The sequence below is a fragment of the Kitasatospora sp. NPDC015121 genome, from assembly GCF_055562955.1.
In genome coordinates this window covers 61,920-86,859 of the sequence record NZ_JBVHEH010000022.1, presented here as the reverse complement: position 1 = coordinate 86,859, position 24,940 = coordinate 61,920, and the positions used below count along the sequence as shown (strand labels likewise).

Annotated in this window: 23 protein-coding genes; 11 read left to right on the top strand and 12 right to left on the bottom strand. The window is 74.7% G+C overall.

Going from position 1 to position 24,940, the window contains the following annotated elements; translation table 11 throughout:
- Positions 1–150: 150 nt before the first annotated feature.
- The 6 genes from ACZ3J7_RS29155 to ACZ3J7_RS29130 form a co-directional block, all read right to left on the bottom strand.
- On the bottom strand, positions 151–777 hold the full coding sequence (locus ACZ3J7_RS29155; protein ID WP_465626265.1) for a GNAT family N-acetyltransferase: 627 nt from the start codon (positions 775–777) through the stop codon (positions 151–153).
- Positions 774–1,310 carry a MogA/MoaB family molybdenum cofactor biosynthesis protein gene (locus tag ACZ3J7_RS29150; protein ID WP_465626170.1) on the bottom strand — a complete coding sequence of 179 codons (537 nt, stop codon included), beginning with the start codon at positions 1,308–1,310 and terminating at the stop codon, positions 774–776. Before ACZ3J7_RS29150 ends, ACZ3J7_RS29155 begins: the two co-directional genes overlap by 4 nt.
- Positions 1,307–1,747 (bottom strand): cyclic pyranopterin monophosphate synthase MoaC, encoded by a 441-nt coding sequence (gene moaC, locus ACZ3J7_RS29145; protein ID WP_380234627.1) that lies wholly within the window; start codon positions 1,745–1,747, stop codon positions 1,307–1,309. The genes ACZ3J7_RS29150 and moaC overlap by 4 nt, the downstream gene beginning before the upstream one ends.
- Positions 1,748–1,863: 116 nt before the next feature.
- Positions 1,864–3,201, bottom strand: a complete 1,338-nt coding sequence (glp, locus tag ACZ3J7_RS29140; protein ID WP_465626169.1) for a molybdotransferase-like divisome protein Glp — start codon at positions 3,199–3,201, stop codon at positions 1,864–1,866.
- 25 nt (positions 3,202–3,226) lie between these two features.
- Positions 3,227–4,147: a UTP--glucose-1-phosphate uridylyltransferase GalU gene (galU, locus tag ACZ3J7_RS29135; protein ID WP_465626167.1), complete on the bottom strand. Its 921-nt coding sequence runs from the start codon at positions 4,145–4,147 to the stop codon at positions 3,227–3,229.
- Between the two features lie 54 nt (positions 4,148–4,201).
- On the bottom strand, positions 4,202–5,044 hold the full coding sequence (locus tag ACZ3J7_RS29130; protein WP_465626165.1) for a GGDEF domain-containing protein: 843 nt from the start codon (positions 5,042–5,044) through the stop codon (positions 4,202–4,204).
- 63 nt (positions 5,045–5,107) lie between these two features.
- On the opposite strand from ACZ3J7_RS29130, the gene ACZ3J7_RS29125 reads away from it, so the two are divergent.
- Positions 5,108–5,695, top strand: coding sequence for a 5-formyltetrahydrofolate cyclo-ligase (locus ACZ3J7_RS29125; protein WP_465626163.1), 588 nt, complete (start codon positions 5,108–5,110; stop codon positions 5,693–5,695).
- 62 nt (positions 5,696–5,757) lie between these two features.
- Here the strand turns inward: ACZ3J7_RS29125 and ACZ3J7_RS29120 are convergent, their stop codons facing one another.
- Entirely contained in the window at positions 5,758–8,499 is a 2,742-nt protein-coding gene (locus ACZ3J7_RS29120) for a penicillin acylase family protein (protein ID WP_465626161.1), read from the bottom strand.
- Between the two features lie 218 nt (positions 8,500–8,717).
- Here ACZ3J7_RS29120 and ACZ3J7_RS29115 point away from each other — a divergent pair, with 218 nt between their 5' ends.
- The 5 genes from ACZ3J7_RS29115 to mscL all read left to right on the top strand — a co-directional run bounded on the left by ACZ3J7_RS29115 (position 8,718) and on the right by mscL (position 13,230).
- Positions 8,718–10,259: a potassium/proton antiporter gene (locus ACZ3J7_RS29115; protein ID WP_465626159.1), complete on the top strand. Its 1,542-nt coding sequence runs from the start codon at positions 8,718–8,720 to the stop codon at positions 10,257–10,259.
- Between the two features lie 225 nt (positions 10,260–10,484).
- Positions 10,485–11,783, top strand: coding sequence for an MFS transporter (locus ACZ3J7_RS29110; protein WP_465626157.1), 1,299 nt, complete (start codon positions 10,485–10,487; stop codon positions 11,781–11,783).
- A 95-nt stretch (positions 11,784–11,878) separates the two neighbouring features.
- The gene (locus ACZ3J7_RS29105; RefSeq protein ID WP_465626155.1) at positions 11,879–12,196 is read left to right on the top strand and encodes an FmdB family zinc ribbon protein; all 318 of its coding nucleotides are present in this window, start codon (positions 11,879–11,881) and stop codon (positions 12,194–12,196) included.
- A gap of 308 nt (positions 12,197–12,504) precedes the next feature.
- Positions 12,505–12,762, top strand: a complete 258-nt coding sequence (locus ACZ3J7_RS29100; protein ID WP_465626154.1) for a hypothetical protein — start codon at positions 12,505–12,507, stop codon at positions 12,760–12,762.
- Between the two features lie 51 nt (positions 12,763–12,813).
- On the top strand, positions 12,814–13,230 hold the full coding sequence (gene mscL / locus ACZ3J7_RS29095; RefSeq protein WP_465626152.1) for a large conductance mechanosensitive channel protein MscL: 417 nt from the start codon (positions 12,814–12,816) through the stop codon (positions 13,228–13,230).
- A 27-nt stretch (positions 13,231–13,257) separates the two neighbouring features.
- Here the strand turns inward: mscL and ACZ3J7_RS29090 are convergent, their stop codons facing one another.
- Positions 13,258–13,446, bottom strand: a complete 189-nt coding sequence (locus ACZ3J7_RS29090; protein ID WP_465626150.1) for a hypothetical protein — start codon at positions 13,444–13,446, stop codon at positions 13,258–13,260.
- Between the two features lie 83 nt (positions 13,447–13,529).
- A complete protein-coding gene (locus ACZ3J7_RS29085; protein WP_465626148.1) occupies positions 13,530–14,501 on the bottom strand; it encodes a sigma-70 family RNA polymerase sigma factor in 972 nt (323 codons plus the stop codon).
- Positions 14,502–14,845: 344 nt separating this feature from the next.
- On the opposite strand from ACZ3J7_RS29085, the gene ACZ3J7_RS29080 reads away from it, so the two are divergent.
- Together ACZ3J7_RS29080 and murJ are read left to right on the top strand one after the other, a co-directional pair.
- Positions 14,846–15,661, top strand: a complete 816-nt coding sequence (locus ACZ3J7_RS29080) for a phosphatase PAP2 family protein (protein WP_465626146.1) — start codon at positions 14,846–14,848, stop codon at positions 15,659–15,661.
- Between the two features lie 302 nt (positions 15,662–15,963).
- Positions 15,964–18,066, top strand: coding sequence for a murein biosynthesis integral membrane protein MurJ (murJ, locus tag ACZ3J7_RS29075; RefSeq protein ID WP_465626144.1), 2,103 nt, complete (start codon positions 15,964–15,966; stop codon positions 18,064–18,066).
- A 13-nt stretch (positions 18,067–18,079) separates the two neighbouring features.
- On the opposite strand, the gene ACZ3J7_RS29070 is transcribed toward murJ, so the two are convergent.
- Positions 18,080–19,096, bottom strand: coding sequence for a LuxR C-terminal-related transcriptional regulator (locus ACZ3J7_RS29070; RefSeq protein WP_465626142.1), 1,017 nt, complete (start codon positions 19,094–19,096; stop codon positions 18,080–18,082).
- Between the two features lie 299 nt (positions 19,097–19,395).
- Here ACZ3J7_RS29070 and ACZ3J7_RS29065 point away from each other — a divergent pair, with 299 nt between their 5' ends.
- The 3 genes from ACZ3J7_RS29065 (at position 19,396) to ACZ3J7_RS29055 (ending at position 20,992) form a co-directional block, all read left to right on the top strand.
- Positions 19,396–19,725, top strand: coding sequence for a hypothetical protein (locus tag ACZ3J7_RS29065; RefSeq protein ID WP_465626140.1), 330 nt, complete (start codon positions 19,396–19,398; stop codon positions 19,723–19,725).
- A 240-nt stretch (positions 19,726–19,965) separates the two neighbouring features.
- A complete protein-coding gene (locus tag ACZ3J7_RS29060) occupies positions 19,966–20,247 on the top strand; it encodes a hypothetical protein (RefSeq protein ID WP_465626138.1) in 282 nt (93 codons plus the stop codon).
- Positions 20,248–20,278: 31 nt separating this feature from the next.
- Positions 20,279–20,992 carry a LuxR C-terminal-related transcriptional regulator gene (locus tag ACZ3J7_RS29055; protein ID WP_465626136.1) on the top strand — a complete coding sequence of 238 codons (714 nt, stop codon included), beginning with the start codon at positions 20,279–20,281 and terminating at the stop codon, positions 20,990–20,992.
- A gap of 88 nt (positions 20,993–21,080) precedes the next feature.
- Here ACZ3J7_RS29055 and ACZ3J7_RS29050 read toward each other — a convergent pair whose 3' ends face one another.
- Both ACZ3J7_RS29050 and ACZ3J7_RS29045 read right to left on the bottom strand, forming a co-directional pair.
- Positions 21,081–22,607: a SagB family peptide dehydrogenase gene (locus ACZ3J7_RS29050; RefSeq protein WP_465626134.1), complete on the bottom strand. Its 1,527-nt coding sequence runs from the start codon at positions 22,605–22,607 to the stop codon at positions 21,081–21,083.
- 55 nt (positions 22,608–22,662) lie between these two features.
- The gene (locus ACZ3J7_RS29045; protein ID WP_465626132.1) at positions 22,663–24,924 is read right to left on the bottom strand and encodes a TOMM precursor leader peptide-binding protein; all 2,262 of its coding nucleotides are present in this window, start codon (positions 24,922–24,924) and stop codon (positions 22,663–22,665) included.
- Positions 24,925–24,940 lie beyond the last annotated feature (16 nt).

Sequence of the window (24,940 nt, the reverse complement as noted above, 5' to 3'; positions counted from 1 at the left end):
TTTCCCACGGTACGGGCGCGGGCGAAGGCGCTGCAGCAATTTGGCGCGGCGTGTCGTGCGATCAAGCTGATTCTCAGACTATTTTGCCGGTATTTGTGACGGCTCGCCCCGACCCCGATGCCATATCGATATCTATATTCGAACAGATATTCAATTACCCTGCGGCGGCCGGTTCCTGAGCTCGTGCCAGCGCCGCAGCAGCCCGTCGGCGGCCTCCTCGGCGGTGAGCGCGTACACCAGGTGGTCGCGCCAGTCGCCGTCGATGTGCAGGTAGCGCGGGCGCAGGCCCTCCTCGCGGAAGCCCAGCTTCTCCACCACCCGGCGGCTGGGCCGGTTCTCGGGGCGGATGCACACCTCGACCCGGTGCAGGCCGAGGTCGCGGAAGCAGTGGTCGACGGCGAGCGCCACGGCGGTGGGCATGATGCCGCGGCCGGCCACCGCCTCGTCCACCCAGTAGCCGACGTTGGCGGAGCACATCGAGCCCCAGGTGATCCCGCCGACCGTCAACTGGCCGACCAGGCGGCCCTGGTGGACCACCACGAAGGGCAGCATCCGGCCGGCCCCGGCCTCGGCGCGCAGGTAGCGGACCATCTGGCGGTAGGTGGGGCGGGGCAGCGGGGCGCGGCCGGCCGGGGCGGGCGGGACGGTGGCCTCCCAGCGGCGCAACCAGTCCCGGTTGCGGCGGCTGACCTCCTGCCACTCGGCCTGGTCGCGGCGGCGGATCGGCCGCAGCGTGACGTCCCCCTCGGCCAGTTCGACCGGCCAGCCGGCGTTCAGCGCGCGCTCCCGGCGGGATCGGCGGGATCGCCCGGCTCGGCGGGACCGGCCGGCTCGGCGGGTCTCGGGTGGTCGCCTCCGGCCAGCTGGTCGACGGCGTGCGGCAGCAGCGGGGCGAGCACGGCCAGGCCGTCGCGGACGCCGCCGGTGGAGCCGGGCAGGTTGACGACCAGGGTGCGTCCGGCCAGGCCGGCCAGGCCGCGGGAGAGCGCCGAGGTCGGCACCTTCGCCCGGCCGTACGCCCGGATCGCCTCGGGGATGCCGGGGATCCGGCGGTCGATCACCCGGGCGGTCATCTCGGGCGTGAGGTCCTGCGGGGAGATGCCGGTGCCGCCGGTGGTCAGCACCACGTCGTACCCGGCGGCGACGGCCGCGCGCAGCGCCGCCTCGACCGGTTCGCCGTCCGGGACGAGTTGCGGGCCGTCGGTCTCGAAGCCCATCGCGCGCAGGCCGGCGACCAGCAGCGGGCCGCCCTTGTCCTCGTACACGCCGGCCGAGGCCCGGTTGGAGACGGTGACGGCGAGCGCCCTCACTTGGCGTCCTCCCCGCGGTGCCAGTCGCCGCTCTTGCCGCCGGTCTTGCTGAGCACCCGGACGTCCTCGATGGCGGCGGCCTTGTCGACGGCCTTGACCATGTCGATGACGGTGAGCGCGGCGGTGGCGACGGCGGTCAGCGCCTCCATCTCGACGCCGGTGCGGTCGGCGGTGCGGACGGTGGCGGTGATCTCGACGGCGGTGTCGGTGACGGCGAGGTCGACGGTGGTGCCGGTGAGCGCGATCGGGTGGCAGAGCGGGATCAGTTCGGGCGTCCGCTTGGCGCCCATGATCCCGGCGATCCGGGCCACGGCGAGGGCGTCGCCCTTGGGGACGCCCTCGCCGCGCAGCAGTTCCACCACCCGGGGGGCGACCCGGACGCGGCCGGCCGCCACCGCGACGCGGGTGGTGGCGGCCTTCTCGGAGACGTCGACCATCCGGGCGGCGCCGGTGTGGTCGACGTGGGTGAGGCGGTCGCCGGGGGGTGTGTCGGTCACGAGTGGGCTCCAGTGGCACGGTGCGAATCTCGCGCTACCGTACAGCCCCGCCCGGGTCAGTCCGTGAGAAGGACCACATCGACGGCGCTTCCGGCGGGCAGCGCGGTGGTGTCCTCGGGGACGGTGATCAGGCAGTCGGCCCGGGCCAGCGCCCCGACCAGGTGCGACCCCTCGCCGCCGACCGGGGAGACGGTGCCCGCCGCCGGGTCGTACCGGCCGCGCAGGAACTGCCGCCGTCCGGCCGGGGAGCGCAGCGCGGCGGTGGTCGCGGCGCGCACCACCGGGCGGTGCACGTCGGGGGCGCCGAGCATGGTGCGGATCACCGGGCGGACGAACAGCTCGAAGGAGATGTACGCGCTGACCGGGTTGCCGGGCAGTGCCAGCAGCGGCACGCCGGGGCCGGGGCCGATCCGCCCGAAGCCCTGCGGCTTGCCCGGCTGCATCCGCAGCCTGCGGAAGCTAAAACCAGCGGCTCCGCCGCGGGCGACGCCGCCGTAGTCGGCGAACACCTCCTTGACCACGTCGTACGCGCCGACCGAGACGCCGCCGCTGGTGACGATCAGGTCGGCCCGGCCGAGCTGGTCCTCCAGCACGGCGCGCAGCGTGCCGGCCTCGTCGGGGACGCCGCCGACCCGGAAGGCGACGGCGCCGGCGGCGATCGCGGCGGCGGTCAGGGTGAAGGAGTTGGAGTCGTGGATCCGGCCCGGCCCGGTGCTCTCGCCGGGCTGGACGAGTTCGCTGCCGGTGGAGAGCACGACCACCCGGGGGCGGGGGGCGACCCTGACGGTGCCGCGGCCGATCGCGGCGAGCAGGCCGAGCTGGGTGGGGCCGAGCACGGTGCCGGCCTCCAGCACGGTGTCGCCGGCGGTGACGTCGCTGCCCCGGCGGCGGATGTGCGCGCCCTCGGCGACCGGGCGGAGCACCCGGACCTCCTCGTCCGCGACGGGTGCGCCCATCGCGTCGGCGGCCCGTCCGGTGCCGGTGCCGCCGTCGGTCCACTCGACCGGGGCGACGGCCTCGGCGCCGGGCGGGACGGGGGCGCCGGTCATGATCCGGGCGGCCTGGCCGGGGCCGACCCTGGGCAGTTCGGCGGCGCCGGCCGCGATGTCGCCGACCACGGCCAGCACCGACGGGTACTGCTCGGTGGCGCGCACGGTGTCGGCGGTGCGCAGCGCGTAGCCGTCCATCGAGCTGTTGTCGAAGGGCGGCAGGTCGTCGGCGGCCCGCACGTCCTCGGCGAGCCGGCAGCCCTGGGCGTCCAGCAGCTGCAGCTCGATGGGTGGCAGCGGGGCGACCTCGGCGAGGACGTCGGCGAGGTGCTCGTCGACGGTCCACAGGCGCGGCGAGGCCGGGGAGCCGGCACCCTCGCAGCAGGGGTCGTGCTTCCCGGTCATCGCCTCACGCTCCTTCGCGGGTGGGTCAGCCCTGCATCTCGGTGGCCACGAACTGCCGCAGCCAGCCGCGGAACTCGGGGCCGAGGTCCTCGCGCTCGGCGGCCAGCCGGACGATCGCCCGCAGGTAGTCGGCGCGGTCGCCGGTGTCGTAGCGGCGGCCCTTGAACAGCACGCCGTGCACCGGGCCGCCGTCGTCCTCGCCCCGGGTGGCCAGCTCGCGCAGGGCGTCGGTCAGCTGGATCTCGCCGCCGCGGCCGGGCGGGGTCTCGCGCAGCACGTCGAAGACCGCCGGGTCGAGGACGTAGCGGCCGATGACCGCGTAGTTGGAGGGGGCGTCGGCGGTGTCGGGCTTCTCGACCAGGTCGGTCACCTGGAAGACGTCCTCGCCGACGTCGGTGGCCTTGACGGCGGCGCAGCCGTACAGGTGGATCTGGGCGGGGTCGACCTCCATCAACGCGACGACGGAGCCGCCGAGTTCCTGCTGCACCTCGATCATCCGGGACAGCAGCGGGTCGCGCGGGTCGATCAGGTCGTCGCCCAGCAGGACGGCGAACGGCTGGCCCGCGACGTGCTGTTCGGCGACCGAGACGGCGTGGCCGAGGCCCTTGGGGTCGCCCTGGCGGACGTAGTGCATGCTGGCCAGCTGGACCGACTCCTGGACCCGGCGCAGCCGTTCCTGGTCGCCCTTGCGGCTGAGCAGCTCCTCCAGCTCGTAGGCGCGGTCGAAGTGGTCTTCCAGAGCACGCTTGTTGCGACCGGTCACCATCAGTATGTCGGACAGGCCCGCGGCGGAGGCCTCCTCGACGACGTACTGGATCGCCGGCTTGTCGACGACCGGGAGCATCTCCTTGGGCGTGGCCTTGGTGGCGGGGAGGAACCGGGTGCCGAGGCCGGCAGCCGGAACGACTGCCTTGGTGACCGGCTGGCGGGCGTGCTTGTTCGTCATGCGTCGACCTTACTAAGGCGGGCGTTCCACCCGGCTGAGAGCGGGATGAATCGATTATTGGGGCCTGTCACCTGTCGGGCCCGGGCCGACGGTGGTCGCATGCGGGGTGAGGGGGGCCCCGCCGGGGCTGGGAGACACCTTACCGGGCGTCGGTGAAGCGTTCGGACCGGTCAACTCGGGCGGGAGCTGCTCGGTGGAGCGCCAGCAGTCGCCGCCGGCCGCGCGGGCGGCGGCGAGCGCGCGGTCGGCGGCCCGCAGCAGGACGGCGGCGTGCGCGCCGTCCCGGGGCAGCACGGCCAGGCCGACGGACGCGGTCAGGCCGCTGCGCTCGCCGGGGTCGGCGCTCTCGCCGGGGTGACGGTCGGTCAGCCGGTGGCGGCGCACCGACCAGCACAGCCGCTCGGCGACCTGCGCGGCGCCCTCGGGGCCGGTGTCCGGCAGCAGGGCCAGGAACTCCTCGCCGCCGTATCGTCCCAGGGTGTCGCAGCCGCGGATCTCCATCGCGAGCCGCTGGGCGAGGTCGCGCAGCATCGCGTTGGCGCGGGTCCGGCCGTGCTCGGAGACCACGGCCTCGAAGCCCGCGATCTCCACCAGCAGCACCGCCAGCGGGCGGGGGTCGATCGCGGTGGCCTCGGCGCGGCGGGCGCGTTCGATCTCGCGGTCCAGGGTGAGCTGCAGGTGGCGGTAGTTCCACACGCCGGTCAGCGGGTCGCAGGAGGCGGTGCGCACCAGCTCGTCCCGTTCCACCGTCAGTTCCGCGATCTTCGCCAGAAGTTCCGCCTCCCTGGCGCCGTGCTCGGCCCCGGCCCGGCGGCGGCGCAGCGCGAGGACACCGGCGGCGGCCGGGGCGGCCGCGCCGAGCGCGGCCAGGGCCTGGAGCAGGAGCGGGCTGGGCATGCGGCGGCCTCGGCGTGTCAGGCTCGTGACAGTGCACGGCTCGGAGCTGAAGGGAATCGAACAGTGACTGCGGATCGGTTGTCCAACGACAAGGCGGCGCTGAGGACACGGCTGCTCGCCGAACGGCGGGCGCTCGACGCCGCGGAGCGCGCCGCCGCGGCGCGGGCCCTGGCCGGGCACGCGGCCGCGCTGGTGCCGCCGGGCGGCACCGTCGCCGCGTACGTCTCGGTGGGCGCCGAGCCCGGCACCCGCCCGCTGCTGGGCGCGCTCGCCGAGGCCGGCGCCCGGGTCCTGCTGCCGGTGCTGCTGCCCGACAACGACCTGGACTGGGCGCCGTACGAGGACGACGAGCGGCTCGTCCCGGCCGGCCGCGGCCTGCTCGAACCCACCGCGCCCCGGCTCGGCCCGGACGCGGTCCTCGGCGCGGACGTCGTGCTGCTGCCCGGGCTCGCCGTCGACCGGCGGGGCACCCGGCTGGGCCGCGGCGGCGGCTCCTACGACCGGGTCCTGGCCCGGCTCGTCCGCGCGCACGCGGCGCCGCTGCTGGCGACCCTGCTGTACCCGCACGAGCTGCTGCCCGCGCTCCCCGCCGAGCCGCACGACCTCCCGGTGCACGCGGTGGTGACCCCGGCGGGCGTGACCCGGTTCTGACGCCGGACGGGGGCCGGGGGCGACGCGGTGTCGCCCCCGGCCCCCGTCCGGGGCGCGCCGGCTCAGCCGGTCAGCGTCAGCGTGTTCCGGCCGGCCTTGCCGACCGCGTCCTTGGTGTAGGCCCAGGGCAGCAGCCGGCCGGAGGCCCAGAGCGCGGTCTGGTCGTTGTAGTTGGGGTGGTAGGCGTGGCCGGAGGCGCCGCCGACGTTGATCCAGCGGGAGGCGTCGAAGTCGCTGAGGTCGACGACCATCCGCATCGAGGGGATCCAGTCGACGTCGTAGCCGGCGGCGGCGTTCCAGCCGGTGGCGTCGACGGCCGCGCTGCCGCCGGAGAGCTTGTAGGGGCCCCGGTTGAGCAGCTTGTGGACGAGGCCGGAGGCGAGCGAGGAGTCGTCGCTGCCGAGGGTGGGCTCCTTCAGGGTGAGCTGGTGCAGGCGGCCCCAGCTCCAGGTGGAGATGTCCTTGCTGAGGCGCGAGGTGAGGTCCTGGCGGGCGTCCTTGAGGGCCTCGGCGAGCAGGTTGTCGAGCCCGTGCTGCTGGTTGTGGTCGGAGTCGATGTAGTCCCACCAGGGCGACTTCGGGTCGGCGAGCTGCTGCCGGACGACCTCCGTCCAGCGGTCGCCGCCGTCCGGCTGGGCCTGCGAGGCCTTGCGGGTGCCGCACTCGGTGACGGCCTGCGCGGCGCCGTTCAGGGCGTCGTCGGGCAGGGTGTCGTCGCGCTTCTGGCGCACCAGCAGGCAGTCGCCCTCGACCCGGAGGTCGGCCGGGAACTTCTGCCCGAAGGCGAGGGTGAGCAGCGCCCGCCAGACGCCGTTGTAGTACGCGGCGGCGGCGGAGTCGGCGTCCTGGCGGTAGTTCCAGTCCTTGAGCAGGTCCTGGGCCTCGCGCACGTAGGGGTCGTCGATCCTCACCTTGAGCAGCAGCGGGACGAGCTCCCGGGCCAGCACGCTGGTGTTGTCGAGCTGCATGGACTGCATGTCGTCCAGCGAGATCTTGCCGCCGTTCTTCAGCTTGGCCTGGATCTGGTCGGCGATCTCCTTGGCGCGGGTGCCGTACTCCCAGTCGGTGGTGAGCAGCGGCTTGTAGTTCTGGTCGACGACGGCCTGGTTGGCCGTGACGACGTAGCCCTCGGGCGGGTTGTACGCGTAGGGCAGCGACTTGAACGGCAGGTAGGTGGTCCTCCAGGCGTAGGAGGAGTCCCAGCCGGGGGCGGGGTAGCGGCCGTCGCCCTTGCCGCGGACCGGGATCAGGCCGGGGGCCTGGTAGCCGATGTTGCCCTTGGTGTCGGCGTAGATCAGGTTCTGCGCGGGGACGGCGAAGTCCTGCGCGGCGGACCGGAAGGAGGCGAAGTCGGTGGCCCGGTCGAGCTTGAAGACGGCGTCCATGGTCTTGCCGGGGACGAGCGCGGTCCAGCGCAGCGCGACGCCGTAGCCGGCCGCCCGGTCGGGGGCGGCGTTGCCGGCGGGGGCGTCCCGGCCGACCTCCTGCTGCTCGGAGGACTGGTCGGAGATCAGCGGCATGCCGTCCTGGGTGGTGCGGACGGTGATGGTGCGGTCGGTGCCGCCGGCCACCTTGATGGTCTCCTTGCGGACGGTGAACTTCACGTCCCTGCCGTCGAGGAGGTAGGTGTCGGGGCCGGTGACCTTCTCCAGGTACAGGTCGGTGACGTCGGCGCCGAGGTTGGTGAAGCCCCAGGCGACGTCCTTGTTGTGGCCGATGACCACGCCGGGCATGCCGGCGAAGGTGTAGCCGGCCACGTCGTAGCCGCAGGTCGGCGAGACGGCGCGGCAGTGCAGGCCCATCTGGTACCAGATGGACGGCATGCCGGGGCCGAGGTGCGGGTCGTTGGCCAGCATCGGCTTTCCGGTGGTGGTGTTCGCGCCGGACACCACCCAGGAGTTGGAGCCGATGCCCTGCCCCTGCGGGCCGAGCAGCTGCGGCAGCGCGGCCACCCGGCCGGACAGTTCGCCGGCCAGGGCCTGGGTCGCGGCCCGGGCCTGGGCGCTGCTCGCCGGGGTGGCGGCACCGGGAGCGGGGGGGACGGTGGTGCCCTCGCCGGGGGTGTAGGTGCCGTCGGCGGAGAGCTTGCCGGTCTTCACGATGGTGCCGTTGCGGTCGTACGGGTACGGCGGGTAGAGCTGCTCGATCTGCTCGGCGGTGAAGTCCTGGGTGAGCAGCGAGCGGTCGATCTCCTCCTGCAGGTTGCCGGACAGGCTCCAGGCCATCGCCTTGAGCCAGGCCACCGAGTCGATCGGGTCCCACTTCTCGGGCTGGTAGCCGGAGTTGACCGTGCCGAGCAGCGCGTACTCCAGCGAGGCGCCGGCGCCGCCGGGGTGCTCGGCGAGCCAGGCGTTGACGCCCTCGGTGTAGGCGGTGAGGTTGCGCTTGGTGTCCTCGGACAGGACGGTGTTCCACTCCTTCTCGGCGACCTGGCGCCAGCCCATGGTGCGCAGGAAGGTGTCGTTCTCGACCGAGGAGGAGCCGAACATCTCGGAGAGCCGGCCGGAGGTGATGTGCCGGCGGACGTCCATCTCCCAGAACCGGTCCTGGGCCTGCACGTAGCCCTGGGCCCGGAACAGGTCGGCGTCGGTGTCGGCGTACAGCTGCGGGATGCCCTTGTCGTCGCGGACCACGTCCACCGGGGCGGACATGCCGGCCACCCGGACGGTGCCGCTGACCTGCGGGAAGGAGGAGCGGACGGTGTCGACCGCCCACCAGCCGCCGCCGACCAGGCCCGCGATCAGCAGCACGGCGAGCAGGATCATGATCAGACGTGCGCGCCGGAACTTCTTCGAGCGGGGCATCCGAGTCCTTGTTTGAGGGAGCGTGCGGCCGTGACAGGTCACCACATTAGGGCGAGCGCACCGGCGGCCGTGCACGGGGGACACCGGCGGCGGTTCGACGGCACCGCTGGGACCTTACCGGGCGGTGCGGGATCGGCGGACTAGCGTAAAGATCAAGTAAAATGTTAGGATGGGTAACGATCCGTCAGTCGCTCCTTCCCTGCCCGAGGTGCCCCTGCGTGACCGTTGACCACCTGAACACCCTGCTGCTCGAGTCCGCCGTGATCCTGCTGTTCGCCGTGGTGGCGGTGCGGATCTCCACCCGCTCGGGGCTGCCCTCGCTGCTGATCTACCTCGGCATCGGCGTCGCCCTCGGCCAGAACGGCATCGGCATAAGCTTCAACAACGCCGAACTCACCCAGGTGCTGGGCTACGCCGCCCTGGTGGTCATCCTCGCCGAGGGCGGGCTCAAGACCAGCTGGCAGGCGATCAAACCGGTGGTCCCCGCCGCGGCCGTGCTCGCCACCTTCGGCGTCGCGGTCTCGGTGTTCGTCACCGCCGCCGGCGCGCACTGGCTGGTCGGCCTGGAGTGGCGCACCGCGCTGCTGCTCGGCGCGATCGTCTCCTCCACCGACGCCGCCGCGGTCTTCTCGGTGCTGCGGATGGTGCCGCTGCCCAAGCGGCTGACCGGCCTGCTGGAGGCCGAGTCCGGCTTCAACGACGCGCCCGTGGTGATCCTGGTGGTCGCCTTCGCCACGGCCGGCGAGCTCGACCCCTGGTACGTGCTGGTCGGCACCATCGTCGTCGAGCTGGCGGTCGGCGCGGCGGTCGGCCTGCTGGTCGGCAGGCTCGGCGCGTACGCGGTGCGCCGGGTCGCGCTGCCCTCCTCCGGCCTGTACCCGATCGCGGTGCTGGCGCTGATCGTCCTCGCCTACGCGGGCGGCGCGCTGCTGCACGCCTCCGGCTTCCTCGCCGCCTACCTCGCCTCGGTGGTCCTCGGGAACTCCAAGCTGCCGCACGGCCCCGCGGTGCGCGGCTTCGCCGACGGGCTGGCCTGGATCGGGCAGATCGGCATGTTCGTGCTGCTCGGCCTGCTGGTCACGCCCGCCACCATGGGCTCGGCCGTCGTGCCGGGCCTGGTGGCCGGCGCGGTGCTGGTGTTCGTGGCCCGGCCGCTGTCGGTGCTGCTGACCCTGACGCCGTTCCGGGTCCCCTGGCGGGAGCAGGCGCTGCTGTCCTGGGCCGGGCTGCGCGGCGCGGTGCCGATCGTGCTCGCCACCATCCCGCTGGTGACCGGCGCGACCGACGCCCAGCACCTGTTCAACGTGGTCTTCATCCTGGTCGTGGTCTTCACCCTGCTCCAGGGCCCGACCCTGCCGCTGGTCGCCAGGTGGCTGCGGATCGGCGAGGGCGACATCGGCCAGGACCTGGGCATCGAGTCCGCCCCGCTGGAGAAGCTGCACGGCTACCTGCTGTCCGTCCAGCTCTCCCCCGGCTCCCGGATGTCCGGCGTCGAGGTCTCCGAACTACGGCTGCCCAAGGGCGCCGCCGTCACCCTGGTGGTCCGCGAGGGCGCCAGCTTCGTGCCGGACCGGATGACGGTGCTGCGCGAGGGCGACGAACTGCTGGTGGTCACCACCGACGAGGTCTCCGAGGCCGCCGAGCGCCGGCTGCGCGCCGTCGACCAGGGCGGCAAGCTCGCCGGGTGGCTGCACAACGCGGGGAGTTCACGCGCCGGCGGCCGCAAGGCGCCTTCCGAAGCCAGGAAGAAGGCGCACTGAACCGCTAAGCTGAAGGGCAGAACACCCTGATACGCCCAGATCCACCCTGATTTTCCGTACCTGCCTGATGCAGAGTCGGCGCGACCGCTCGGCGGCCGGGCCCCGCGGCACCCCGCCCGGGCCCGGTAACAACCCCGGTCGACGCGCGAGAGGACGACTCTCGGCGCCGGACCGGTCCACCGAGACCGCGGGTCCCGCGCTACCAGGCGGCAGAGAGGACCGACCGTGGCGGCCCGCCGACCGGTCGACGACCCCACCCCCCACGGCACCGGCTACGGCGCGCTGCTGCGCACCCCCCGGGCCGGCACGTTCCTGCTCCCCGCGCTGGTCGCCCGGCTGCCGTACGCCATGCTCAGCCTGGGCGTCGTGCTGCTGGTCCACCAGTCCACCGGCTCCTACGGCCTGGCCGGCGCGGTCGCCGCGGTCGCCGCCGTCGCCCAGGCGCTGGTCGGCCCGCAGACCGGCCGGCTCGCCGACCGGCACGGCCAGGCCGCCGTCCTGGTGCCCGCCGTGGTGGTGCACGCCCTCGCGGTCGCCGCGCTGATCGCGCTGGTCCGCTCCGACGCCCCCGACTGGACGCTGTTCCTGGCCGCCGCGCCGGCCGGCGCCGCCGTGCCGCAGGTCGGCGCGATGGTCCGGGCCCGCTGGGTGCACCGGCTGGAGGAGCGGCCCGCCCTGCTGAACACCGCGTTCGCCTTCGAGTCCGTCACCGACGAGTTCACCTTCGTGGTCGGCCCGATGCTGGCCACCGGCATCGCCACCCTGGCCGACCCGGCCGTCGGGCTCGCCACCGAGGCCGCCCTCACCCTGCTCGGCGGCCTGGCCTTCGCCGCCCGCCGCGACACCGCGCCCGCGCCCACCGGCCCCGCCGCCCCCGGCGACCGGCGCGCCTCCGCGCTGGCCTCCCCCGGCGTCCGGCTGCTGGCCGGCGCCTTCCTCGGCCTCGGCACCGTCTTCGGCACCCTCCAGGTCTCCATCACCGCCTTCGCCCAGGACGCCGGCGCCGAGGGGCTCAGCGGCCTGGTCTACGGCCTGTTCGCGGCCGGCTCGATGATCGCCGGCGTGCTCTACGGGCTCGTCCCGTGGCGCAGCGGCGCCGCGCGGCGGATGGTCGCCTGCTACGCCCTGCTGGTGCTCGGCTGCTCCACCCTGTGGGCGATGCCCAACCTGGCCGCGCTGGCCGCCGCCGGGCTGTTCTGCGGGCTGGCCATCGCGCCCACCCTGATCACCGGCTACACCCTGGTCGAGACCCTGGTCGCGGCCGGCGCCAAGACCGAGGCGTTCACCTGGCTCACCGGCGCGATCGGCCTCGGCCTGGCGCTCGGCTCCACCGCCGCCGGACAGCTGATCGACCGCTCCGGCGCCCCGCTCGGCTTCACCGTCGCGCTGGCCGGCTCCGGCCTCGGCCTGGTGGCGCTCGTCACGATGCGCCGCCTGCTGCTCGCCCCGGCGTCCGCGCCCCGTACCGTGGCACGGGGAGGCGCCGTCCACGAGGAGGCGGTCGGGGCGGCCCCGCGCGGCTGAGCCGCTGGACTCCACCAGCGGAATGCCGCATCATGGACCGTCGTTAGCACTCATGGCGTGAGAGTGCCAGGGGGAGTGACAGGAGGAAGCGGAAAGTGCCCACGTACCAGTACCAGTGCACCGAGTGCGGCAACGGCCTCGAGGCGGTGCAGAAGTTCAGCGACGACGCGCTGACCACGTGCCCCGACTGCCAGGGGAAGCTGCGCAAGGTCTTCTCCGCCGTGGGCGTGGTCTTCAAGGGCTCCGGCTTCTACCGCACCGACAGCCGCTCCAGCTCCAGCAGCTCGGTGAGCGGTTCGTCGTCGACGGCGTCGAGCTCCTCCACCTCGTCCTCCTCGACCTCCGGCGGCAGCGGCTCCGCCCCCGCCACGAGCTCGACGAGCTCCGCCGGCTCGGCGTCCACCGCGAGCTGACACCCCCGCGCCACCGCGCTCTCCGCGGAGCCCCCGTCCGGCCGTGCCGGGCGGGGGCTCCGTGCCGTCCGGGGCGGGGCGGCCCGGGGGGCCGGTCACGGGGGTTCCTCCGGACGGCGGGGACCGGGTGGTCACGGGAGTTCCGCCGGACGGAGCAGCGGTTCACCCGCCGGGGTGAGGCCGGTTCTCCACAGGGCGGGGTTTTCCACAGGGTGGGGAAATCCGCGGGACGGGCGGGCCGGCCGGGCGCAGGATGGCTGCCGCGGTCCCGCCCGGGGCCGTGCCGTCCGACCGGAAGGACCCCCGCCGTGACCTCCTCCGTGCTGCCCCCGCTGCCCGCCGTCCTGGTGCCGCCGCGCCGCGCGGTGCCCGATTTCCCGCCGATCCGGGCCACCGCGCGGGGCCGCCACCGCGTGCGGGGCGCGCTGCTGGGGCGCCCGGGCCCGGTGGCCGCGGGTGCGCTCGCGCTGGCCGCCGCGCTGCTCTGGGGCGCCCCGCCGCCCGCGCCGCCGCCGGGGGCCGGGCCCGCCCCGGGGGCGGCCGGCTGCCCGCTGGCGTCAACCTGACGCCGCCGGATTCACCCGTGACCTTCGCGGGCGTCCGCCGTTCGACGCGGCATGAAAGGCTTCAAGGAATTCCTGCTCCGCGGCAACGTGGTGGACCTGGCCGTCGCCGTCGTCATCGGCGCGGCCTTCACCAACGTCGTCAACGCGTTCGTCAAGGGCGTGATCAACCCGCTGGTCGGTCTGTTCGGCACCAAGGACCTGGCCGCCTACAGCTCCTGCCTCAAGGGCCCGTGCGAGGTGGACGCCGCCGGCAACGTCACCACGGGCATCTTCATCCTGTGGGGCTCGGTGCTCAGCGCCGCGCTCAGCTTCCTGATCACCGCCGCCGTCGTGTACTTCCTGCTGATCCTGCCGATGAACCACTTCATGCGGAAGCGCAAGTCGGTGGAGGAGGAGGCCCTGGAGGCCGAGGCGAAGGAGGTCGAACTGCTCACCGAGATCCGCGACGCGCTGGTCCGCCGCGGCTGACCGCCGCCCGGTCCGTCCCGCGCGCTCCTACTTCTGGCCGTGGTGCGGGGGCCGCTGGCTGCGGTACCAGTCCAGCCCCCGCTCCCCCGCCGGCTCGCCCCAGCCGCGGTCGGTGTCGTCGGAGGTCTGCTGCTCGAACGGGTCCTTGAAGACCAGTCGGGGCACGGGCCGCCGCTCGGCGGGGGCAGCGTCGGGCGTGGCGTCGGAGGAGGTCATGCCCCCCACTGTAGGGCCGCCGGGCGGACCGGCGGGGGCGCGGCCGTCCGCACCCCCGGCGCCGCTCCGGCCCGGCCGCGCGGTCACGCGGCCTCGAAGCCGGCGTGGTCGGCGATCTTCTTCAGCTCCGCGAGGGCGTGCTTCTCGATCTGGCGGATCCGCTCGCGGGTGAGGCCGTGCTGCTTGCCGACCTCGGTGAGGGTGCGCTCCCGGCCGTCCTCCATGCCGTAGCGGCTGCGGATGATGGAGGCGGTGCGGTCGTCGAGGCGGCCGATCAGGCCGTCCAGCTCCTCGCGGCGCAGCATCACCATGACCGCGTCCTCCGGGGAGACCGCGCCGGTGTCCTCCACCAGGTCGCCGAACTGGGTCTCGCCCTCGTCGTCGACCGACATGTTGAGGCTGACCGGGTCGCGGGCCCAGTCCAGCACGTCCTTGACCCGCTGCTCGGTGGTGTCGAGCTCGGCGGCGATCTCCGCCGGGTCGGGCTCGCGGCCGAGCTCCTTGGCCTTCTCGCGCTGGACCTTGCGGATCCGGCCGAGCTCCTCGACCAGGTGCACGGGCAGCCGGATGGTGCGGGACTGGTCGGCGATCGAGCGGGTGATCGCCTGCCGGATCCACCACGTCGCGTAGGTGGAGAACTTGAAGCCCTTGGAGTAGTCGAACTTCTCCACGGCGCGGACCAGGCCGGCGTTGCCCTCCTGGATCAGGTCGAGCAGCGGGAGGCCGCTGCGCGGGTAGCGGCGGGCGACGGCGACGACCAGGCGCAGGTTGGAGCGGATGAAGACGTCCTTGGCGCGCTCGGCGTCCTCGGCTATCGCCCGCAGCTCCTCGGTGCCGACGCCGTCGAGGGCCTCGTCCTCGTCGAGCAGGTGCTGGGCGAAGACCCCGGCCTCGATGCGCAGGGACAGCTCGACCTCCTCGGCGGCGTCGAGCAGGGGCGTCCTGGCGATCTCGTCGAGGTACATGCCGACCAGGTCACGATCGGCTTCGAAGTTGGTCGGACGGGCGGTGCGGGTCCGATCGGCCCTGTCGCGAACGACGGCACGGGTGGCCATGCTTGCTCCCTCACTGACGCTGCCGGGCGCGCTCCGATCCGCCGCTCGGCACAACCGTGTGGGCCGTTCGTGGCTCACACGTAACGATCCAACGCACAGAAATCGGACAACATTCCCAAGTAGCTCAGTTTTCCGTTGGTGATGCAGTATCCTGGCGGTTTTCATCGGCCGGTACACGCAGCGTGACGCCGGGTGCACGCCGGGCGTCCACCGCCCGCCTCCACGGACGGCCGCCCGTCGGCACCGGATCGGTACCGGACCTTCGCCGCATATCCGCACAACCGATGCGCAATCGCTATCGCACCAAAGTCGGTTCGCCGCCCGGCGCTGGGAAGGTGTCTGTCATGCACCAGTCCAACGACCCCGGGGCCGGGAGCGCCGGCCGCGCCGCGGCCCGTCCCCGGGTACAACGCGCGAGGGCGCTCCGTTGTGCCTGGCCCGCCCTGGCGGGGGCGTCGGGCTTCGCGGTGCTGCTGGTGCTGGTGCGGACCGGCTGGACGCCGCTGGCCCGGCTGGACCGCGGCTGGGTGGAGGCGCTGCACCGCTGCGCGCTGCGGCACCCGGTGGGGACGGCGGCCACCCAGACGCTGGCCGACCTGGGCGCGCCCTGGGTGATGCGGACCCTGCTCGGCGCGGTCGCGCTCCGGCTGTGGGTGCTGGGCGCCCGGACGCTGGCCCTCTGGGCGGCCGGCGCCACCGCGCTGGCCTGGGCCGTGGCCGCCGCCGGCCGGGCGCTGGCCGGCCGGGCCCGGCCGCATTTCGCCGACCCGGTGGCGCTCGGCTCCGGGACGTCCTTCCCGTCCGGGCACGCGCTGGCCTCCGCGGTGACCTGCGGCGCGCTGCTGCTGCTGGTGTGGCCGCGGGTCGAGCGGCCGCTGCGGGCGGTGGCCGGCGCCGCCTCGGCGCTGGCCGTCGCGGCGGTCGGCTGGACCGTGGTCGCCCTGGGCGTGCACTGGCCGAGCGACGTGCTGGCGGGCTGGGCGGCGGCGGTCGCGGTGCTGGCCGGGACGGCGCTGGCGGTGGAGCTGTGCCGGCCGGGCCGGCTCGGCCGGGACGCCCGGCTGCTGCGCCGGCGGACCGGCCCCCGGGTGCAGCGGGTGCTGGCCCCGCCGCTGCCGCCGGTGGAACCCGCCGGGGAGCGCGATCCGGGCCGCTCCTGACGGACCGTGAGCAACGTCACACCGCGTTGCCCGCATCCTCCGCGCGGGGGAACGCCGCAGTCGGCATTCCGCGTGTTTCCGGGCGCAAACGGCGTTCTCCGGGCGCTGCGGCGGGGCCCCCGGGAGCGCCGCGACCGGCCCGGACGGCCGGACGGGCGGCACCCGGCTCCCCATCGGGTGCCGAAGTGGGGCAGACTTCTGCGGCTGGTGCACCGCTACCGGCAGGCGGAGCGCGGGCCAGGACCGCAGCTCCCGCACTCACCCACGCAGCGCCGGACGGGCACCGATCGACGGGGGGTCCGATGACCATGCACACCGCGGACGGCTCCGGCGACCCGTACCGACCGCAGGGCGGACCGCACCACCCCCCGCCCGGCGACCCGTACCAGGCGCAGCCGCAGCCGCAGTCACACCCGCAGCACCCGCAGCAGCACCCGCAGTCGCAGTCGCAGGACCAGCCGACCATGCAGCTCGGCCGGATCCCCGCGACCGCGCTCGACCAGCCCTGGCCGCCGTACCCGCCGCAGGCCGCCCCGCCGGTCCCGGCGCAGGGGCCCGGGCTGCCGGTGCCGCCGCCGCGGGCGGGTGGGGAACGGGCGGCCGAGCCGCCCGCCGCCGGGAAGCCGGCCTCCACCGGGCGCAACGGCCTGATCATGGCGCTCGGTTCACTGGCCTCCCGGGCGCTCGGCTTCGTGCGCAGCGCGGTGATCGTGGCGGCGCTGACCAACGGCCCGGTCGGCGAGGCGTTCAACGTGGCGAACTCGCTGCCGAACATCGTCTACATGATGCTGATCGGCGGCGCGCTGGCCTCGGTGTTCGTGCCCGAGCTGGTGCACGCGATGCAGACCCACCAGGACGGCGGCACGGCCTACACCGACCGGCTGCTGACCCTGTGCGGCGTGATCCTGGTGGTGCTGACGGTCGGCGCGTTCCTGTTCGCCCCGCAGATCGTCGACCTGTACTCGGAGTTCGAGGGCGCCCAGCGCGAGCTGGCGATCGACTTCGCCCGGTACTGCCTGCCGCAGATCTTCTTCTACGGCGTGTTCACCCTGCTCGGGCAGGTGCTGAACTCCCGCGACCGGTTCGGCGCCATGATGTGGACGCCGGTGCTGAACAACGTCGTCGCGATCGGCGTGTTCGGCGCCTACCTGGTGATCGGCCGGCACGCCTACCAGGTCGGCGACGTGACCGACGGGGACACCCTGCTGCTCGGCCTCGGCTCGACCCTGGGCATCGTGGTGCAGGCCGCCGCCCTGTTCCCCTCGCTGCGCTCCTCCGGCTTCCGCTTCCGGCCCCGCTTCGACTGGCGCGGCGCCGGCCTGACCCGGCCGCTGCGCTCGGCGGGCTGGGCGCTGCTGCTGGTGGTCGCCACCCAGCTGTCCTTCGCGGTGATCACCAGCCTGGGCACCGGCGCGGGCCGGCAAGCGCACGACGCGGGGATCGCCGGCGGCCACGGCTACTCCGCCTACGCCAACGCCTACCAGCTGTTCGTCGTCCCGCAGGGCGTCATCACCATCTCGCTGGTGACGGCGCTGCTGCCGGGCATGTCGCGGGCCGCGACGGCGGGCGACTACCGGAAGATCGGCGAGGACCTGTCGGGGATGCTGCGCTCCTCGGCCGCGATGATCGTCACCGCCTCGGTGCTGTTCCTGGCCCTGGCCCCGCAGATCGCGATGGCCGCGTACGGCTACGGCTCCGGCCCCACCGTGCACGCCGACGCGATGGTCGTCGCCTCGCTGCTGATGGCCTTCTCGATCGGCCTGCCCGCGTTCTGCGCGCAGTACGCGCTGGCCCGCGGCTTCTACGCGATGAGCGACGCCCGCACCCCGTTCTGGCTGACCCTGGTCACCACCGGCACCAACGCGCTGATGTGCTGGGTCGCGTACGAGACGCTGCCGCTGCGCTACAAGGTCGTCGGCATGGCCTTCGCGCACACCACGGCCGCCGTGGTCTCGGTCGCGGTGACCGGCGCCGCGCTCGGCCGCCGGCTCGCCAAGGGCGCGCCCGCCGCGCCCGCGCCGGTGCCGGCGCCCCGCCCGGACAGCACCATGGTGCTGCGCACCGACGCCTTCGCCCCGGGCGCGGGCGCCACCGTCGACCTGGGCGTGCGCCGGCCCGGCCGCCGGGGCAGCGGGCTGGAGGGCGGCCGGCTGGTCGTCCTGCACGTCGGCCTGGTGCTGGCCTGCGCCCCGGGCGCGCTGGCCGCGCACTGGCTGGCCGGCCGCTTCGGCGAGGGCCTGTTCGGCAGCCTGGCCGGCCTGGCCGCCGGTTCGCTCGCCGTGCTGCTCTCGCTCTTCCTGCTCGCCCGCCCGCTGGGCGTCGGCGCCTCGGTGGCCCCGTTCGCCCGCAAGCTGCGCATCCCGTACCCGACCCCGGCGCCGACCAGCGGCAAGCACCGCCGCTGACGGCGGTGCCCGTCTAGGCCGGGGCGTCCTCGGCGGCTTCGAGCCAGCCGAGGGCGGCGACCTGGATGCCGGCCTGGAAGCGGCTGCGGGCGTCCATCCGGATCATCAGGTCGGCCATCATCCGGCGGACGGTGCGCAGGGAGACGCCGAGGCGCTGGCCGGCGCGCTCGTCGGTGAGGCCTTCGGCGAGGAGGCGGAGGAGTTCGCGTTCCTGGCCGGTGAGGCCGCGGGGGTCGCGCTGGGGGCTCTCGCCGAGCGGGCGGGCGTGTTCCCAGACCTGCTCGAAGAGGGCGCGCAGGGCGGCGACCACGCCGGGGCTCTGCAGGAGGGCGGCGCCCTTGCGGGGGTCGTCGGGGTCGATCGGGACGATGGCGGTGGCGTTGTCGACGACGATCATGCGCAGCGGGAGGGTGGGGGTGGTGCGGACGGCGCCGCCGAGGCCGTGCAGCCAGCGGGCGTACTGGACGGTGGCGGGGTCGTTGCGGACGCTGTCCTGGTAGACGGTGCGCATCCGGACGCCGCGTTCCAGGGTCTCCTGGTCGAGGGCGCGGCTGGCCTCCATGACGGGGGCGGGCTGCGGGCCGCCGGGGGCGAAGGCGAGGACTTCGGCGGTGGCGTCGGAGGCGAGCTGGATCAGCCGGTCGCGGACCTGGTCGAGGCTGGAGAGCAGTTCGATGCCGCGGTGGTCGCCGGCGCCGGGGGCGTGGATGCTGGCGTACTCGGCGATCAGGCCGGCCATCGCGGCGCGGCTGCGTTCGGCCTCGCGCTGGCGGCGGGCCTCCTCGGCCTCGTGGTGGGCGAGCAGGGTGGCGAGGCCGCGTTCGGGGTTGACGGCGCGCCAGCGGGTGCCGCAGCTGGTGGGGCGGGTGAGGGCGAGGTCGGCGAGCCGGTCGAGGGCGTCGCCGACCTCGGCCTCGGTGGAGTCGAGGTGGCCGGCCAGGCCGCCGGTGTCGAGGTCGGGGTGGAGCAGCATGGCCCGGTAGACCGCCTCGCCGAACGCGTCCAGCCCGATCGGGCCGCCGGCGGTCAACGGCCGGACTTCCGCGCGCTCCGCCCGGTGTCCGTTCGCGTGGTTCTGCCCATGTCGCTGCCTCCCGCGCGCGCCGGGTCTCGGCGCGGCCCCCGGATTCTCGCTGGTGTCCCGCTGCCTCCGGCTGACGGGGCGTCACTGTGCGCCCACCGACGGCGAGAAGAAGCGGCTTGCGGAGATTCTGTCGCACTGGTGGGCGAGGAGTGAAGAGTGCCGGGCAACTGTCATATTCGTGCCAGGCGGGGATGTGACACCCGCCGGGCGCCCCGGATCGGGGCGGGGTTTGTCACGCTGGGGAGATGTACGCGATCCGTCTGGAGCTGGTTGCGCCGCCCGCCGGGGGCGGGTGCGCGGAGTCCGCCGGGGCCGGCCCGGTGCGGGCCGCGCTGCTCCGGCTGCCGTTGGACGGGGCCCGGGTGTGCCACGTCCGGGTGCGGGAGCGGGCGGACGGGCTGGCGGCGGTGTGCTTCCTGACCGCGCCCTCGCTGCTGGCGGCGGAGCGCGCGCTGCGGGCGGGCGGGGCGGCCCTGGTGGGGCCGGACGGGCCGCTGGGCGGCTGGTCGGTGGCGCTGTGCGAGGCGGACCCGTGGATCGCGCTGGGCCGCTGGCAGGACCGCGCCCACCGCTGACGGTCGGGGCGGCGAGCTGTCCTCAGAGTGTCACGGCACTCTGGTGCCAGCTCCGGCTACTGACACGGAGGTGCCATCGGGAGCACTCTCGTTGTTGTCGGCAGGACGACGGAGCGGGAACCGCGGGAGCAGCCCCCGGCGGGGGACGCGGACCGCACCGGACGCCTGGCGACGGCTCTTCACCACGCTCCCCGGTGGCAGCCCGGGGATCAGCCGAACGCGAGAGGATCGGGCACTCCCATGTCGCTGAACATCCGTTTTGTCGCGATTGCCGTACTTGGTGCACTCACCGTGGGCGGGGTCGCCACCGCCGCCGAACTGGCCGGGCCGGCCCGCCCGGCGACCGTGGTGACGGCCGACGCGGTGGTCGCGGACGGCCCGCAGCAGCCCACCGACGCGGGTGCGCAGTCGTCCGTGGTCGGCCCCGGCGTGACCGACCCGACCCCGGTGCCGTCGGGCAGCCCGACCCCGACCGCCACCCCGTCCGGCCCGCAGCTGTCGGGCACCTGGGGCTGGGGCTGATCGAGCCGGAACGGACCGGGGAGGCGCACGGATGACGACCGCACTGGAACGCCCGCTGGGGCAGCGGGTCACGACGGACCGGTTCCCGCTCGCGGGGACGGGGGCGGGGACGGTGGCGGCGGTGGCGGTGGCGGCGACCAGGATCCTGCTGGTCGACGGGCAGCACCTGTTCCGCTCGGGCCTGGGGGCCCTGCTGGACCGGGAGGAGGACCTCGCGGTGGTCGCCGAGGCGGCCGGCGCCGAGGAGGCCTCGGTGGCGGCCGCCCGGGTGCGGCCCGCGCTGGCGGTGCTGGGCCTGGAGCCCGAGCAGGCGGACGGCGCGGCGCTGGCCCGCCAGGTGCAGCAGGCGGCGCCCGGCGCGGCGGTGCTGCTGCTGGTGCCGGCCCTGCCGCGGACGGCGGAGTCGCGGCGGGCGCTGGTGGAGGGCGCGGCCGGGGTGCTGGTGAAGGACGTGCAGGCGCCGGCGCTGATCGCGGCGGTGCGCGAACTGGCCCGCGGCGGCCGGGTGTACGACCCCCGGCTGGTGCTGGACGTGGTGCGGGCCGGGCAGGCCGGTCCGCTGAGCCGCCGGGAGCTGGCGGTGCTGGGCGAGATCGCCGAGGGCAGCACGGTGCGGGAGGCGGCCGCGGCGCTGTCGCTCTCGCCGGGGACGGTGCGCAACTACGTCTCGGCGGCGATCGCCAAGACCCGGGCGCGCAACCGCTGCGACGCGATCCGGATCGCCCGCGAGTGCGGCTGGCTGTGACCGCGAGGACGTCCCGGAGGAACGCAGGCTCGCCGACGACCCGTCAGATTCCCGCTGATGGGTCGCAGGCGTGCCCGCTCGCGTGCGCTCAGAAGTTCTCGCCGAAGCCCTCCCCGCCGCGGGCGGCGGCCACCACGTCGGCGAAGCCGTGCGCGGTGCGCGGCACGCCGTCGGGCCGGCTGCCGATCAGGAACTCGCCGACCGAGGACTCGGCGGTCCAGTCCAGGCCGAGCGCGCGGGCGGCGGCGTCGGTGTCGCCGGAGCCGAGGCCGCAGGGGGCCAGGCCCATCGCGGTGGCCACCAGGTAGAGCGTCTGGTAGAGCACGCCGACGTGCTTGAGGGTGAGGGCGTACGCGATCTGGCTGTACTTCCAGGAGAGCCGGCCGAACCGGCTGGTGACGGTGAGCAGCACCTGCGGGTCGACGGTGCAGGCGGTGGCGCGCCAGGCGGCGGTCACCAGTTCGCTGAACGCGGCCTCCTCGCCGGGGTGTTGGAACGGGCGGGGGCGCAGCCGGTGGGCGGCGGCGTCGTAGCGGTAGACGCCGGGCTCCAGGCCGACGCACTTGACCACCGAGAGGTAGACCTCCAGTTCGCCGGTGGCGCCGCCGGCCGGGTAGGGGCGTTCGACGCCGTCGTAGCCGTGCGGGTCGGCGGGGTCGCCGGGGATGACGCGGCGGACCCGGGCCACCCGGTAGAGCAGTTCGGCGAGTTGGTCGACCGTCACCGGGGTGTCGGCGTAGCTGCGCACCGAGCGGCGGCCTTCGAGGACCTCGCTGAGCGCCGGGTCGCGGGCGACCACGGTGTCCCAGTCCGGGACGGGCAGGTCGATGCCCTCGCCCTCCTCGCGGGCGCCGGGGGTGGAGACGGCGGGCAGCTGCGGGACGTCCTGGTGGGCGAAGACGCCGCCGGTGGGGTAGTCGTGCCGGCCGGGGCGGCTGCGGGAGTGGAACAGCAGGTCGTGGAAGTCCCAGAGCGGGGCCTCGGCGCCCTGTCCGGCGTCCAGGAAGCCGCCGCCGGCCAGCAGTCCGGCCAGGGCCTCGCCCTCGGCGGGGCTCAGGCCGGCGAGCAGCGCGGCCTCGGCGGCGGTGCGGGAGGTGCTGAGCGCCGCGACGAAGGCGCCGGCGGCGGCCTGGTGCAGGGCGAGGCGGAACGGCGCCATGGGCGATTCGAGGACGCAGCTCTCGCCGTCGACGCCCTGGCCGTCGGGCAGGCGGCGCAGGTAGGCGAACCGGGAGAGCACCAACCGGCCGGTGGGGCGGGCGAATCCGGGCAGTGCGGCGGAGCGGGCGATCGGGACGGCGGTGGCCAGCGGGGTGCCGAGCGGGCCGGCCACGGTGGTGGTGACCAGGTACGGGAAGCGTTCGAGCAGCTTGAGCAGCCGGACGTGGTCGAGCGCCAGCAGGTCGAGGTCGGCGTCGGTGCGGGTGAGGTCGAGCAGCGCGGCGACGGTGCGCTCGCCGAGCGCGTGGACGCGCTGGCGGCCCCACGGGTGGGCGAGTTCGACGTCGGCGCCCTGGGCGGTGACCTCGACCTCGGGTCGCAGCCGGAGCAGGCGGCGCAGCGGGTGGTGGCCCCCGGTGGCGGGGGCGGGTGGCAGGGTGTCGATGACGGTCATGGTGTACCTCCCCGGAGGGGCGGGACGGCCGGGCCCGGCCGTCCCGCGTGTGCGGTCAGATGAAGATCGGGATCGGGTTGAGCTCGCTCTCCGGGGTCGGGGTGTCCAGCCAGCCGAGCCGGACCGGGACGTCGTAGAGCCGGCCGGGCGCGAACCTGGCCCAGAAGTGCCGCATGCCGGGGACGATCACCCGGGCGACGGGCAGCCCCACGTCGGGGCGGGTCTGGTCGGCGACCAGGAACTCCATGCCGCGGTCCTCGACGATCCTCTGGACGAGGGCCAGGTCGTCGGCGAGGTCGGCGCCCGCGAGCGGGAGCCAGCTGGCGGGGGTGGAGCGCGGGGCGTTCGGGTCGGGCAGCAGGTAGGGCTGGTTGGCGACGGTGGCGGTGGTCCACCAGGCCTTCTGCTCGGGGTCGGCGCCCGCGTAGGTGACCCGGCCGTGCTCGTCGCCGGCCACCGGGCCGAGGAACTGGTTCATCTCGGTGAGGGCGCGGGTGAGCGCGATGTGCGGGTCGAGGTGGGCGCCGAACGCGATCAGCACGTCCTCGTTGGTGCCGTCGCCCGCGTCGGTCCGGCGGGAGAACGCGCCGACCACCGGGATGCCGAAGTCGGCGGTCAGGTCGAGCGCCCAGATCTCCCGGCGCAGGCCGCGGTAGACCTCGCGGAGCTGGTCGACGTACGGGTCGCCGAAGGCGTCGAGGTCGACGGCGGGGCGCTGGACGCGGTTGTACCACCAGAGCGCGACGGCGTCCCGTTCGACGAGTTCCAGGAAGCCCTGGAGGACGGCGTCCTCGAAGGAGGTGCCGGCCGCGCAGCCGTTGGAGTCGCCGGCGGCGTAGAACCGGCCGCTGTGCCGGTAGCCGTAGTACATCGCCTGGGTGGGCAGCCAGCGGTGCCGCTGCTCGGTGAGCGACCAGGCCGGGGACCACTCGATCGGGTCGTCGGCGCGGAACGGCACCGGGACGATGTTGAACATCGACTGCTTGACGTTCCAGCGGTCGCGCTCGGCGTACTGCCTGGCGGAGTAGAGCAGGGTGCGCTCGGGGTGGATCGCGGCGTCGCCGAGTTCGGCGTAGGTGGCGGTGCGGCGGGCCTCGTCGCCCTGGAAGACGCCGGAGAAGCGCTCCATCGCCTCGCCGAGCGCGGAGGCCCGGGCCTGCACGTCGGTGCGGCCCTTGCCGCAGCTGACCGAGCGCAGGCCGGTGCGCAGCTGCTTGAGGTCGCCGCTCTGCCGGGACAGGTTCTGCCCGGAGACGTAGACCCGCAGGCCGGTGGGGGTGCGGGCGGCGGGGACCAGGGTGGTGACCACGCCGGTGATCGGGCTGAGCTGGGGGCGGTACTTCTCCAGCATGTCCTCGGGCGAGGCGGAGCGGTGGCCGCCGTCGGCGGTGAACGCCTTGGGGCGGGACTCGAAGGCGACGGGCGCCAGTTGGCGCCTGGACACCATCGCGTCGTCGCCGCAGGACGGGCACTGCGGGCGGCGCACCAGGACGTGCTTCTCGCTCTCCAGCAGCACGGTGTCCAGGGTGGTGACGGCGGGCCGCTCCGGGCGGGCGCCGGCCAGCCACTTGGCGGTCTCCAGGGCGGCGAGCTGGGTGCCCAGGGCCAGGGTGGCGGGCAGGTGGGCGCCGGCGGTGGAGATCGGCTCGTCCTGGCCGAGGCGGTGCTGGAGGTAGCTGAGCGACTGCCGGTTGGCGGAGAGCCGGTGGGCCAGGCACTCCCAGCAGCCGGACCCCTCGGTGCCGCCGGCGTCCGGTTCGAACACCGGGCCGACCCAGACGATCGAGCCGACCGGGCGGGCCAGCAGCCAGGGGCGGCCGTCGGCGAGCGCCCGCCGGTTGCGTTCGGCCAGGCCGGGGTGGAGGTAGTCCTCGGTGAGCGCGACGGTGAAGGCGGCGTCCTGGTCGACGGTGACGCCCGCGGCGGCGAGCGCGGCCAGGAACGGCGCGGGGTCGAGCTCGCCGTGCACCTCGATCCGGACGGTGGCGCCGCGCAGCGCGGTCATCGCGGCGTCGCCGTCCTGCCCGGCCATCTCGAAGAAGGCCGCGCCGGGGCGGTCGGTGGCGGGGTCGGCGGCGGTGACCCAGCCGCCGGCCCGGAGCTTGTCGACGCCCGCGCCGACCTTGTCGGCGGGGACGACGCCGTCGAGGGCGGCGCCGATCTGCTCGGCGGTGCGGGTGCCGTCCAGCAGCGGGGCGAGGGCCTGGGCGAGCGTGCCGTCGACCACCGAGACACCGCGCTCGGAGACCAGGTAGACGGCCTCGCCGTCGACCACGTACGGGGTGAAGTGGCGCTTGAAGCCGATGAGTTCGGACATGGCGGGTACTCCTCGA

Bases quoted from the DNA above. Each gene is read 5' to 3' on its own strand.
- moaC (WP_380234627.1), bottom strand. From the start codon at position 1,747: ATGGTCGACGTCTCCGAGAAGGCCGCCACCACCCGCGTCGCGGTGGCG.
- glp (WP_465626169.1), bottom strand. From the start codon at position 3,201: ATGACCGGGAAGCACGACCCCTGCTGCGAGGGTGCCGGCTCCCCGGCC.
- galU (WP_465626167.1), bottom strand. From the start codon at position 4,147: ATGACGAACAAGCACGCCCGCCAGCCGGTCACCAAGGCAGTCGTTCCG.
- ACZ3J7_RS29130 (WP_465626165.1), bottom strand. From the start codon at position 5,044: ATGCCCAGCCCGCTCCTGCTCCAGGCCCTGGCCGCGCTCGGCGCGGCC.
- ACZ3J7_RS29120 (WP_465626161.1), bottom strand. From the start codon at position 8,499: ATGCCCCGCTCGAAGAAGTTCCGGCGCGCACGTCTGATCATGATCCTG.
- mscL (WP_465626152.1), top strand. From the start codon at position 12,814: ATGAAAGGCTTCAAGGAATTCCTGCTCCGCGGCAACGTGGTGGACCTG.
- ACZ3J7_RS29090 (WP_465626150.1), bottom strand. From the start codon at position 13,446: ATGACCTCCTCCGACGCCACGCCCGACGCTGCCCCCGCCGAGCGGCGG.
- ACZ3J7_RS29085 (WP_465626148.1), bottom strand. From the start codon at position 14,501: ATGGCCACCCGTGCCGTCGTTCGCGACAGGGCCGATCGGACCCGCACC.
- ACZ3J7_RS29080 (WP_465626146.1), top strand. From the start codon at position 14,846: ATGCACCAGTCCAACGACCCCGGGGCCGGGAGCGCCGGCCGCGCCGCG.
- murJ (WP_465626144.1), top strand. From the start codon at position 15,964: ATGACCATGCACACCGCGGACGGCTCCGGCGACCCGTACCGACCGCAG.
- ACZ3J7_RS29065 (WP_465626140.1), top strand. From the start codon at position 19,396: ATGTACGCGATCCGTCTGGAGCTGGTTGCGCCGCCCGCCGGGGGCGGG.
- ACZ3J7_RS29060 (WP_465626138.1), top strand. From the start codon at position 19,966: ATGTCGCTGAACATCCGTTTTGTCGCGATTGCCGTACTTGGTGCACTC.
- ACZ3J7_RS29055 (WP_465626136.1), top strand. From the start codon at position 20,279: ATGACGACCGCACTGGAACGCCCGCTGGGGCAGCGGGTCACGACGGAC.
- ACZ3J7_RS29050 (WP_465626134.1), bottom strand. From the start codon at position 22,607: ATGACCGTCATCGACACCCTGCCACCCGCCCCCGCCACCGGGGGCCAC.
- ACZ3J7_RS29045 (WP_465626132.1), bottom strand. From the start codon at position 24,924: ATGTCCGAACTCATCGGCTTCAAGCGCCACTTCACCCCGTACGTGGTC.